Annotated in this window: 10 protein-coding genes and 1 pseudogene; 6 read left to right on the top strand and 5 right to left on the bottom strand. The window is 56.2% G+C overall.

The window, feature by feature from the left end; genetic code table 11:
• Positions 1 to 7: 7 nt before the first annotated feature.
• The 4 genes and pseudogenes from LB462_RS13265 to LB462_RS13250 all read right to left on the bottom strand — a co-directional run bounded on the left by LB462_RS13265 (position 8) and on the right by LB462_RS13250 (position 3,668).
• Positions 8 to 1,309 carry a hypothetical protein gene (locus tag LB462_RS13265; protein WP_224508557.1) on the bottom strand — a complete coding sequence of 434 codons (1,302 nt, stop codon included), beginning with the start codon at positions 1,307 to 1,309 and terminating at the stop codon, positions 8 to 10.
• Between the two features lie 84 nt (positions 1,310 to 1,393).
• The gene (locus LB462_RS13260; RefSeq protein WP_224508555.1) at positions 1,394 to 2,278 is read right to left on the bottom strand and encodes a 50S ribosomal protein L11 methyltransferase; all 885 of its coding nucleotides are present in this window, start codon (positions 2,276 to 2,278) and stop codon (positions 1,394 to 1,396) included.
• Positions 2,279 to 2,338: 60 nt separating this feature from the next.
• Positions 2,339 to 2,928 (bottom strand): annotated as a pseudogene (locus tag LB462_RS13255) (SCO family protein).
• 335 nt (positions 2,929 to 3,263) lie between these two features.
• On the bottom strand, positions 3,264 to 3,668 hold the full coding sequence (locus tag LB462_RS13250) for a hypothetical protein (protein ID WP_224508552.1): 405 nt from the start codon (positions 3,666 to 3,668) through the stop codon (positions 3,264 to 3,266).
• A gap of 196 nt (positions 3,669 to 3,864) precedes the next feature.
• Here LB462_RS13250 and LB462_RS13245 point away from each other — a divergent pair, with 196 nt between their 5' ends.
• The 5 genes from LB462_RS13245 (at position 3,865) to LB462_RS13225 (ending at position 6,675) form a co-directional block, all read left to right on the top strand.
• Complete coding sequence (locus LB462_RS13245; protein WP_224508550.1) at positions 3,865 to 4,497, top strand: DapH/DapD/GlmU-related protein; 633 nt, start codon at positions 3,865 to 3,867, stop codon at positions 4,495 to 4,497.
• A gap of 185 nt (positions 4,498 to 4,682) precedes the next feature.
• Positions 4,683 to 5,165 (top strand): CreA family protein, encoded by a 483-nt coding sequence (locus LB462_RS13240; RefSeq protein ID WP_224508548.1) that lies wholly within the window; start codon positions 4,683 to 4,685, stop codon positions 5,163 to 5,165.
• A 107-nt stretch (positions 5,166 to 5,272) separates the two neighbouring features.
• Positions 5,273 to 5,926 carry an N-acetylmuramoyl-L-alanine amidase gene (locus LB462_RS13235; protein ID WP_224508546.1) on the top strand — a complete coding sequence of 218 codons (654 nt, stop codon included), beginning with the start codon at positions 5,273 to 5,275 and terminating at the stop codon, positions 5,924 to 5,926.
• A gap of 61 nt (positions 5,927 to 5,987) precedes the next feature.
• Positions 5,988 to 6,242 carry a type II toxin-antitoxin system RelE family toxin gene (locus LB462_RS13230; protein WP_224508544.1) on the top strand — a complete coding sequence of 85 codons (255 nt, stop codon included), beginning with the start codon at positions 5,988 to 5,990 and terminating at the stop codon, positions 6,240 to 6,242.
• Positions 6,235 to 6,675, top strand: a complete 441-nt coding sequence (locus LB462_RS13225) for a helix-turn-helix transcriptional regulator (protein ID WP_224508542.1) — start codon at positions 6,235 to 6,237, stop codon at positions 6,673 to 6,675. Before LB462_RS13230 ends, LB462_RS13225 begins: the two co-directional genes overlap by 8 nt.
• A gap of 5 nt (positions 6,676 to 6,680) precedes the next feature.
• Here the strand turns inward: LB462_RS13225 and LB462_RS13220 are convergent, their stop codons facing one another.
• On the bottom strand, positions 6,681 to 9,128 hold the full coding sequence (locus tag LB462_RS13220) for an ATP-dependent helicase (RefSeq protein WP_224508540.1): 2,448 nt from the start codon (positions 9,126 to 9,128) through the stop codon (positions 6,681 to 6,683).
• Positions 9,129 to 9,395: 267 nt separating this feature from the next.
• Between LB462_RS13220 and LB462_RS13215 the strand changes: the two genes are divergently transcribed.
• A complete protein-coding gene (locus LB462_RS13215) occupies positions 9,396 to 11,732 on the top strand; it encodes a glucose/quinate/shikimate family membrane-bound PQQ-dependent dehydrogenase (protein WP_224508538.1) in 2,337 nt (778 codons plus the stop codon).
• Positions 11,733 to 11,776 lie beyond the last annotated feature (44 nt).

Below are 11,776 nucleotides of genomic sequence, written 5' to 3'. Positions count from 1 at the left end.
GAGGCTTTCAATCATCATCCGCATTTTGCCAGGAGTGAAATTCTCCCTTGTTTTGCCGAATGTGGTAACGCGTGTTGAGCTCGTTGATTTTTGCGCGGTCGGTGACATCGATTTGTTTGAGATGCTTATCCCGTGAAAACCAGCCGATCACATTGTCATCATCGTCGTCAAAACGCGGGTGATAGCCATCGATATCATAAGGATCTCCCGCAAATCCTCCGCGCTCACCGTTGATTCCGTCAAGTGCGCGATCGATGATTTCAAGTTTGGTTCTTGCCGGCACCTGCGCGTTTAGTCCTTGCAATATCGCTTCGGCGGAATTTTCCGGGTATTGATCGAGCCGGAATTTGCGAACGGTATCGGCAAGAGCCTTGGCGTTCACCGAAATGAATTTCTCATATTCAGCGGGATCTTTCGAAATGCGGTAGCCCACGGTATCACCCGGCGTTGCTGATAAAGGCATATCCCAATAGTTGAATGAGCCGCCCCAGCCACCGATCGTTTGGTGTCCGTCTTTTGGGCCTGTTACCGAAAGCGCATCGTTTGCAATGATTCCTTGCATTGATGGCATCTTGCCTTTCGTCAGAACATTTCGCATCACAAACGCACCAATGCGGTTGGAGTTTTCCTGTATCTTCTCGGGATCTGCCGGTCTGTCGTCAAAGCGCAAACCATTTCCTGTGACGCTGCGAATGAAGAAGTTGCCCTGACTGTTCGGATCGTCGGCGTTGATCTCTCCTGCCTTGCGCAGCCAGAACTCCTTCGCTTCCAATTCTTTGCGCTCTGCAATGCTCAAACCAGGCGTTTGCAGACGATTTTGAACTTGTTGATGCAGATATTTGTACGCTTCGACATACGCTCCTTTTCCGCTGCCGATCGTCCTTCGGAGCTCAGCCTTCTGATTTTCGTTGAATTCAAGATTGCGGTGCTGCCCTTGATCTGAATCTGATGCGGGTTTGACAAGATCGCTGTTGCTACGCGGACGAGCCGGTGTAGCGCCGGTTTTGATCGGATCGACAGATGGGCTGGATCGGCCCGAGCCAAAACCTCCACCTCCATCGGTCCATTGTCCGCCATCCGGATTTCCCGCAGGTACGCGTGGCTGGTCAGGGTGAAACCTTCGTAAAATATCCTCCGTGATACGCAGCCTACTACGCCAGAAATCGTAGCCAAGTTCTGCTCCCCGGATATCCTTCGGCAGATAGGAATTGGGTGGTGCCTGCCGCATCGCTTTCAATTCGGCGGCGGCTTCTTCAACGCGGTATCTGGTGTGATTAACTCGGGACAAGTCATATTCGTAATCCCTCATGAAATAAATCCTTTAAAAAGAATATATTCCTATAATCGATCACGGCTGTCAATTGGAATTTGAGAATGCCGCTCCGAAAAAGCTCTAGTACGTTGCTTTAGCTTTCAGATGCAGCGTAACCCAGCCCTCGCGGCGCAGTGTGTTGATATGAAACAGGCCCTGGACGCGGTAGGCGGCGAGGACCTTTTCCCGTTGCGTTTCGAGAATGCCCGAGAGGATGAGCGAACCACCCCAGGCGAGGTGTTTGCGCATCTCGGGAGCAAGCTGCATCAACGGCCGCGCAAGGATGTTCGCGACGATGAGATCGAAGGGCGCGGCGGCGCGCATTGCAGGGTGATGAAACCCCGTTGCGGTTTCGGTCTGTATCCGGGCGGCCACGCCGTTCTTCACCACATTCTCCTGCGCCACCGCGACTGCGACCGGATCGATATCCGTTGCCAGAATCCGGATAGGCGCAAGCTTGGCGATGCCGATGGCGAGGACTGCGCTGCCCGTTCCAAGGTCAAGCGCATTGCGCGGATGTTCGCGCCGGATCACCTGGCTGATCATGTCGAGACAACCCGAAGTGGTGCCGTGGTGGCCTGTACCGAACGCCTGCCCCGCATCGATTTCGATACCAAGGTCATTGATGCGGCGTTTGTCGCGATCATGCGAGCCATGCACGAAAAAGCGTCCCGCGCGCACCGGCTTCAACCCTTCCAGCGAATGCGCGACCCAATCGATGTCCGGCACCTGTTCACGCTTCAATTCAAGCCCGAAGGTGTCGCTGCCGAGAACATCGCGAATGCGTGTCTCGATTTCGTCGGGCTCGAATGTATAGACCGAAACCTCGAATATTTCACGATCCTCGTCGATTTCGGCGTTGGAGACCGGCAGTCCGTCCTCTTCGAATTCACGTTCGAGCATGGTGAAGATGCGCTCGGCTTCGATCTTGCCGGCGGTAACGAAAAGGCGGGTCTGGGTGGTCATTCAAACAAGTTCTCTGCTCTAGGGTGTGTCGAGTTCATGTCAGGCGTGAATACGACAGACCTAGCTTTTGGCGAGGCGTTTCAGTTTCTCGACAGCCGTATCAGGATTTTCGCCATAGGCAATGGTGCCGAAGAAACGGCCTTTGCTGTCGAGAAGAAAGATCGAGGCGGTGTGGTCCATCGTATAGTCGCTGCCTTCGACAGGGACCTTGCGCGCAAAGACGCTATAGCCCTTCAGCATCGCCGCGATCTTGTCGGGATCGCCTGTCACGCCTGTGATTCGGTCAGACACGTTGCTGACATAGGATTTCATGACGGGGACAGTGTCCCGTTCGGGGTCCACCGTGACGAAATAGGCGTTGACGTCCGCGCCCTCCGTGCCGAGTTTCTTGAGCCAGCCGTCAAGCTCGAACAATGTCGTCGGACAGACTTCCGGGCAATGGGTGAAGCCAAAGAATATGGCGGATGGCTTTTGCCGGAATGCCGCCTCCGTGATCAGTTCGCCGTTCATCGTCGTAAGCTGGAAGGAGGTGCCGAACGCCCCTGATTGCCGGTCGTCGTCTGGCGTGACGACTGGAAGGTGATCCAGCCCGCAGCCCCGGCAAGAAGTGCAATCGCCACGATCAAAAAAGGCAGCAGACGTTTGTTCATGGATGATTACTCAGGGACTGCCAAGCGTCTACATACACCAGGCCAATCCCGCATTGATGAGGGAAAGGAAGATGGAATCGCCCTTGTTGAACCATGCAGCAAAGGTGAGCCCCGAACCTACGGATGCCGCAAGGGCAAGGGCAGCATATAGCACCATTCTCGGTGTGCTGATGGAGGATGACGTTTTCATTGTTGGATTATAGGATTTCGGTGGGGTTTATGCAAACAAGTGACGGGGACTTGTCACGGTCGTCTGACAATGAAAGACCAAGCAAATACGGACCTCTCCCGGCTCAGGCGTTTGTCGGACGCGAATAGACGGCGAGCCATCGTTTTCAACTCGTCAACGACCGCAAGGGATACGTGCCATGCTCGCGCACGCCGCATAGTTTCCCGATCAGCAATTCCATTTTTTCATCGCCGAAACGGGCGAGGATTTTCTCGGCGCGTGCGAAGGCCTGCCTTTCAGCATCGGGAAAATCGGATGGCTTCAGGCTGCTTCCCGATACCTGCGCCCCGGCGATATAGCCGCAGAATTCCGCGAAAGTTCGCTCATCGAACGACAAGCTCGCAAAGCCGCCGGGGCCAAAATCGACGGGCGCGCTTTTCAATGAGGGGTGGTCGGTGACAATGATGCTTTCGATGCGCCGGCCAAAGCTCAGGACTGCAAGCAGCTTGCCGCATAGAACGCTCATCAAGGCGCGGCGCAAGTGATGATCGGTTTCAGCAGCATTGGACATGCCAGGTACTATCTCATATTTTTTTGGCGCTCGACACCAGCTAGCCGATTTACCCTTAATGGCTCGCCTTGCCCGCATTCTTGCAAAATTCGTGTGAATTGAGGACTGGGCAGCCAGACCGACTTGATTTTATTGACGGATCTGGCTCGGATTCACTTTTTGTGCAAAAGAGTTGGCTGAACAATTGAGAAAGATCATGGCCGATAACGACGATCCGCGCTTCCAGAATGACCAGCCGCGCATCCATCCATCCGCGCAGCTGAAAGGCGTCAAGCTCGGCAAGTATACCGAAGTTGGTGAGCGCGTTGTCCTGCGCGATGTGACAGCCGGTGATTTTACCTATTTCGAACGGCACAGCGAGGGAATCTATGCCGATATCGGGCGGTTTTGCTCGATTGCAGCGAACGTTCGCATCAACGCACTCGAACACCCGATGGAGCGGCTGACGACGCACAAGATCAGCTACCGGCCAAACGAGTTCTTCAAATACCAAGGCATCGACAACGTCTTTCGCGCGCGCCGGCAAGCGAAACGCGTCGGGATCGGCCATGATGTGTGGATCGGGCATGGCGCGGTGATAATGCCTGCAATCCAGATTGGTCATGGCGCAGTCATTGGCGCCAACGCGGTCGTGACCAGGAATGTCGCACCCTATACGATCGTCGCAGGCAATCCGGCCCGGCTGATCCGCCGTCGCTTCCCCGAAGAAATTGCCGCGCGGCTGCAGCGCCTTGCCTGGTGGGACTGGCCTCCGGAAACGCTATTCGAAGCCATCCCCGACATCCAGTCACTTGGCATCGAGGATTTCCTGGCGAAATGGGAACGTTAGAGCAATTCCAGCAAAAGTGGGACCGGTTTTGCGTCCGGAATTGCGTAGAAACAAAGAGTTAGAGCATTGCAGTGACTCGATTAAAAACGGAATGCTCTAAACATCGCTCGCCGTTTTGCTTGCAATCATTCCGCGCAGTATCCAACTGTGTTTTGCCCCAACGTCAAACCCTCGGGAGTTTTCTGATGAAGCGCACCCTTGCTGCACTGGCCCTTCTAGGCGCCGCAGTCCTACCTGCTCAGGCCGAAGAAGTTGGCAAGGTCGGTGTCGACTGGCTCGGCAATGACATCGTCATCGACGCGGTCACCGATCCGAAGGTGCAAGGCGTTACCTGCCATCTCGCATCATTCTCGCGGGGTATTATCGACCGGCTGCAGAAAGGCAACTGGTTCGAGGATCCGTCCAATGCCTCGATTTCCTGTCAGCAGACGGGTCCTATAACCATCGCTGATATCGAGCTTGGCGAAGGTGGCGAGCGGGTTTTTTCCGAGCGCACCAGCCTCATCTGGAAGAAGCTCGTCATTACGCGCATCTACGACAAGCCCAACAACACGCTCATTTATCTTGCCCATGCCACGCAGGTTCAGGATGGCTCGGCCAAAACGTCCATCTCGACGGTCCCGCTCTTTGCGGGAAATGTCAGCTGGTCCAAAGGCAAGCCTGAGTAATCATTCTGGCTTTTGCGATTTGGCAAATAATCTTATACTATTGACTAATAGGAATTTAATCTTATTTGATGCAGGATGGATCAAGCTTTTATTTGAAGGGTTTGATCATGAATTTCCGCGTTAAAAACCACCGGCTTGGAGCTGGTGCATCGAATGTGAATTTCGTCGGTTCGCCTAACATTGGCGGCGAATTGGACGCCAAGTTTCTGATCATTCACTATACCGCGAGCGGACCGGACGCCGATATCGCCAGGTATTTTTCGCAAAAAACGGCCAATGTCTCGGCACATCTCGTTGTCCGCCGCGATGGGTCAGTCACGCAATGCGTGCCATTCAATGTTATCGCGTGGCATGCCGGCAAGAGCCAGTGGACGGGCAAGGGCGGTACCAGATATTCGGGATTGAACAATTCGGCTATCGGCATAGAAATCGAAAACTGGGGACCGCTTGGTAAGCGTGCTGGAGGCTGGGTGTCGTGGACTGGAGCCGCGGTTGATCGGTCGAAAGTCATCGAAGCCCGCCATAAGTTCGGTGTGCCCGATTGCGGCTGGGAAGTCTTCACCACCGCGCAGATCGAGACCGTGATTGCCCTAGCGCAAGCCATCAGCCGCGAATATGCCATCGAGGATATCATGGGTCATGATGATATCGCCCCCGGCCGAAAGTCTGATCCGGGACCAGCGTGGGACATGGAAACGTTCAAGGCGAGAGTGAAGGGCGGGGGACTTTTCCAGCTGAACAGGCAGCGTGCGATTGGTTGAAGAACGCGCCAAGTAGTCGATATTCAAATCTCCTTGCATTTTATAGCTATTGGTAATATTTATGACGAAGAGTATCGCTTATAGCAAACAGGCATCCCAATTTTTGCGGTCCATTCCGCGAAATGAAGCTGAGCGGATACTGTTGAAAATTCGGACCTATGCGAATGATCCGACCAGTTTACAGAACAATGTAAAAGTGTTGCACGGGTTGGGTTTGAAGCGTTTGCGGGTTGGGGATTGGCGCATCATTTTTGATGAGAGCGGTAACGTGCTGACAATTGTAAAAATTGGGCCTCGTGGCGGCGTTTATGATTGAAGGAAGTGAAATGGGCGATCTGAAGGTAAGTTACATTACGCCGCCGGGCAGTGATCAGCGGTATGCAATGATCGCAGAAGGCGATTTTATCGCGATAAAAGATATCATTTCGCGTCTGGATGTTACTTTGTTGGAAGCAAATAGCGAGGCTTTAAAGGAGCTTGCAGAAGCGCTGGACATTCGTGCGCGAATCATGAGCGGTGAAGAGGAAACTTTCCCCGAAGATGTTGTGTCGGCTTTGGTGGCTGGCCAAAACCCGATACGCGTCTTTCGGAAATGGCGCGGTATGACTGCTGTGGCCTTGGCGCGGGCCGCCGGAATCTCTCAGCCCTATCTATCTGAAATTGAAAATGGAGCTAAGGACGGTTCGCTGTCCGTTATGAAGCGCATTGCAGAGCTCCTAAACGTAACTCTAGACGATTTGGCTGGTTAGGTCTCTCAAATGCCCTTCACAAAGCTGTCCAGTACGCGTTTTTGCCCGGCCTTGTCGAAATCGATCGTCAGCTTGTTGCCTTCGATCGACGAGACATTGCCGTTGCCGAACTTGATGTGGAAGACGCGGTCGCCCACGTCGAAATTCGAAGGTGTCTCGCTGACGGATTTCGCTACCAGTTCGCCATCGATCGTGCGGCCCTTTACTGAACCACGCCCAGCGCCGAGGACGGAATCCGTTTCGCCGTAGCCGATGCGCTCCACCTTTGCGCCGGAGCGCGAGCCCCAATTGTTGCGGGTCGCGTCAGAGCGGTTTTGTTGGGCGCGTTGCCAGCCGGGCGTCGAATAGGTGTTTTCGAATGGATCGGCGCGGTCGAAGCGCGATTGGCCGTAACCGCCGCCCCTGCCACCATACCCTCCGTAACTATCGCCGCCCGCCACCACGTCCACATGCGCTTCCGGCAGCTCTTCGAGAAACCGGGAAGGGATCGTCGATTGCCACAGGCCATGGATACGCCGGTTTGAAACGAACCAGATATGCAAGTTCTTCTTGGCGCGCGTCAGTCCGACATAGGCGAGGCGGCGTTCTTCTTCGAGCCCAGAGCGACCGCCTTCATCCAGCGCGCGCTGGTGCGGAAACAGGCCTTCCTCCCAACCTGGCAGGATGACTGTCTCAAACTCAAGGCCCTTGGCCGAGTGAAGCGTCATGATATTCACGGCATCGAGGTTTTCGTTCTGCTCGGCATCCATGACCAGCGCGACGTGTTCGAGGAAAGAGCGCAGCGACTCATATTCCTCCATCGAGCGGATCAGTTCTTTCAAGTTCTCCAGCCGCCCCGGTGCCTCGGCGGAGCGATCCGCCTGCCACATGGCCGTATAGCCGGATTCGTCGAGGATTTTCTCGGCGAGCTCCGTATGCGGGGTCGTGTCAATCTGCCCCTGCCAGCGCTGGAAATTTTCCACCACCTCGCGCAAGGCTGAGCGCGGCTTGGGTTTCAGCTCTTCCGTCTGGATGAGGTCGGCCGCCGCGTCGAGCATGCTGATGTCGCGGGCCCGTGCATAATCATGCACCTGCCGGATCGCCGCTTCGCCAAGCCCGCGCTTGGGCGTGTTGATGATGCGTTCCAGCGCGAGATCGTCCGCACCTTGCGCTACAACGCGGAAATAGGCCAGCGCATCGCGGATTTCGAGACGTTCATAAAACCGCGGGCCGCCGACCACCCGGTAATTCAGGCCGAGCGTGACGAAACGGTCTTCGAACTCGCGCATCTGGAATGAGGCGCGCACAAGGATCGCAATGTCATTGAGATTGTGGCCTTTGCGCTGGGCTTGCTCGATCTCTTCACCGACGGCGCGTGCCTCCTCTTCCGAGTCCCAGGAGGCGTGCACATTGACCTTCGCATCTTCCGGATTGGCCGCATCGGTGAAGAGGGTTTTGCCGAGACGGCCTTCATTGTGCGAAATCAGGAACGAGGCAGTACCGAGAATATGCGCCGTCGAGCGGTAATTGCGCTCCAGCCGGATCACAACTGCGCCGGGAAAATCCTTCTCGAAGCGCAGGATATTGTCCACTTCCGCGCCGCGCCAGCCATAAATCGACTGATCATCATCGCCGACACAGCAGACATTCTTCGACCCCTGCGCGATCAGCCGCAGCCACATATATTGCGCGGTATTGGTGTCCTGATACTCGTCGACGAGGATATAGCGAAACTTGGCGTGATATTCCTTCAGCACATCCGGATAGGCGCGGAACATGCGGATCGGATGGCAGAGCAGATCGCCGAAGTCGCAGGCGTTCAGCGTCTTCAGGCGATTCTGGTACGCGCTGTAAAGCTCACGGCCCTTGCCATTGGCAAAGGCGCGCGCGTCGCCTTCCGGTATTTCGGAAGGGCCGAGCCCCTTGTTCTTCCAGCCATCGATCATGAGCGCAAACTGCTTGGCAGGCCAGCGTTTGTCGTCGAGGCCCTCGGCCTGGATGATCTGCTTGATCAGACGGACGACGTCATCCGTGTCAAGAATGGTGAAATCGGACTTGAGGCCGACCAGCTCCGCATGACGCCGCAGCAGCTTGACGCCGATCGAGTGGAAGGTGCCGAGCCATGGCATGCCCTCTACTGCACCGCCAACCAGAACGCCGATACGCTCTTTCATTTCGCGGGCGGCCTTGTTGGTAAAGGTCACCGCCAGGATCTGGCTTGGCCAGGCTTTGCCCAGCGAAAGGATATGCGCAATACGGGAGGTCAAAACGCGGGTCTTGCCCGTACCGGCACCAGCCAGGACGAGCACCGGACCTTCCGTCGTTTCAACCGCCAGTCGCTGTTCAGGATTGAGCCCGCTCAGGTAGGGTGGCGCCCCACGCGCTTGCATAGCGCGTGCAGCTATACCCGAAGGCTGGCGCGGCGGCGCATCAGCTTCGTCGAAAAACGGCATATCGTCAGGTAATCCGGACATTTGAACCCAATGTAGTGATTCGGTACCGAAAAACCAGAAAAATGCGATACAAAAAGAGAACGGGCGGGCTTAGGCACAATCTTCTACACCTAAACTTGAAGTTGAAATATGCGCCAGGCGATATTGCGTCCTTTGGATTTACGGCATACCCATTTTGATTGAGACGACTCTTTGACTTGAGCACACCCTGACAACCGCCGGCACGTTCGCAGCCGCATGTCAGAGATCATTCGATCCTGATTGAGCTTGGAAAAGGACCCCCGCCCCATGGCAATCACTCTGACAGCCGTTGTTTTCCTCCTGATCGCTGCGGCGCTGGGTGCCGGTGGTGTCTGGCTCGCGATGCTTGGTGGCAGCTGGTATTATATCCTCGCGGGGCTGGCTTTCCTGATAACCTCCTATCTTCTCTTCCGGAAACGCGCGTCGGCGTTGCTTGTCTACGCGATCCTGGTGATCGGTACGCTTGCGTGGGCCATATGGGAGATCGGCTTTGACTGGTGGCAGCTCGCGCCGCGCGGCGGCGTCATCATACTGCTCGGGCTATGGTTGCTGACGCCGTGGATTCGCCGCGGACTGAATGCGGGCGCCGACGCACAGCGCACTTCGTGGGGTCCGGCCGTTCCTCTGCTTCTCACCGTTCTCGCCGCACTTGTTGTTGCCGGCTACTCCATGATGGGCGATCCGAAGCAAATCACGGGCGAACTCAGCGAGGAGGTTATCACGTCCGAGCCTGATTTTGGCGGCAACGTTCCCGCCGACGATTGGCACCAATATGGTCGCACACCCTATGGCCAACGCTATTCGCCGCTGAAAGAGATTACGCCAGACAACGTCAATAGTTTGCAGGTTGCCTGGACCTACCAGACCGGCGATGTGAAACTGCCCGATGACATCGGTGAAACCACCTATCAGGTAACGCCGCTGAAGGTACGCGACACGCTCTATATCTGCACGCCGCACAATTGGGCCATCGCGCTTGATGCAGCAACAGGCAAGGAAAAGTGGAAGTTCGACCCGAATGTCGGGCTCAATCCCGATCGCCAGCACCAGACATGCCGCGGCGTCTCCTACTATGCGGACCCGGCTTTGCAGCCCGGCCAGCCTTGCGCGGAACGGGTCTATCTTCCGACCTCAGACGCGCGATTGATTGCGCTTGATGCGGCAAACGGCCAGATCTGTCCCTCCTTCGCTGACAAAGGCACCCTCCATCTTGAAAAGGGCATGCCATACGATCCGGCGGGCTATTATTATTCGACCTCACCGCCCGTCGTTGCTGCCGGCAAGATCATTGTCGGCGGTGCGGTCAATGATAATTACTCGATACATGAGCAGTCCGGCGTCATTCGAGCGTACGATATCAATACAGGCGCACTCATCTGGAACTGGGATACAGGCAATCCCGACGTGACGACGCCCTTGCCGGAGGGCCAGACCTATACCCACAATTCGCCCAATAGCTGGTCGGTTTCAAGCGCCGATGAAAAGCTTGGATTGCTCTTCGTCCCGCTCGGCAACCAGACCCCGGACCAGCTTGGTGCGGGACGGTCGGAAAATGTCGAGAAGTTCTCGTCGTCGATCGTTGCGCTTGATCTCAACAGCGGGCAATTGCGCTGGGTACGCCAGACGGTTCATCACGATCTCTGGGATATGGATGTTCCTGCGCAGCCGACGCTCCTCGATATCAATACCGCAACGGGTGCCATTCCAGCACTCGTCGGGCCGACCAAGCAGGGCGACATTTACGTTCTCGACCGGCGTACTGGCGAACCTATCCTGCCGATAGAGGAAGTTCCGGCGCCGACGGGTGCAATCGAGGGGGATCATTCCGCTCCGACACAGCCGGTATCTGCTCTCAGCTTCATGCCGCAGCGTTTGACGGGCACGGATATGTGGGGCGTGTCGATGTTCGACCAGCTGGCATGCCGCATCGAGTTCCTCAAGCTACGCTACGAAGGCCGTTACACGCCGCCATCGCTGCAGGGATCGCTGATCTATCCCGGCAATTTCGGCGTCTTCAACTGGGGCGGCATTGCTGTCGATCCCGGGCGCCAGATCATGTTCGGCATGCCGACCTATCTTGCCTTTACCTCAAAGCTGGTTCCGCGCGCCGATGTCCCGCCGCCGGGCGACAACACCAAGGGCAGTGAGCAGGGCCTCAATCGCAATGAAGGCGCACCGTATGCGGTCATCATGGGGCCGTTCGTATCGCCGCTCGGCTTGCCTTGCCAGGCTCCACCATGGGGCTATGTGGCCGGGGCTGACCTGCGCACCGGCAAGATCACCTGGAAGCACCGGAATGGTACAGTGCGGGATTCGTCGCCGCTGCCATTGCCGTTCAAGGTCGGCGTTCCGGGCATCGGCGGTCCGATGATCACCGCCGGTGGCGTCGCTTTCCTCGGTGCTGCCGTGGATGATTATCTGCGCGCCTATGATGTCACGAACGGCAAGCAGCTTTGGGAAGCACGCCTTCCGGCAGGCGGCCAGTCGACACCCATGTCCTTCGCTTTGAACGACAAACAGTATGTCGTCATGGTCGCCGGCGGGCACGGTTCTGTCGGGACAAAACCCGGTGACTATGTTATCGCCTATACCCTGCCGAAGTAGGGTATGGGCCGGATTGACTGCGCTCCAAACCGCCTCTAACAATT

The organism is Phyllobacterium chamaecytisi (assembly GCF_020164455.1).
In the GTDB taxonomy this organism is placed as follows: domain Bacteria; phylum Pseudomonadota; class Alphaproteobacteria; order Rhizobiales; family Rhizobiaceae; genus Phyllobacterium; species Phyllobacterium chamaecytisi.
Note: the sequence above shows the minus strand (reverse complement) of the source record. Positions and strands in the feature narration are given on the sequence as shown.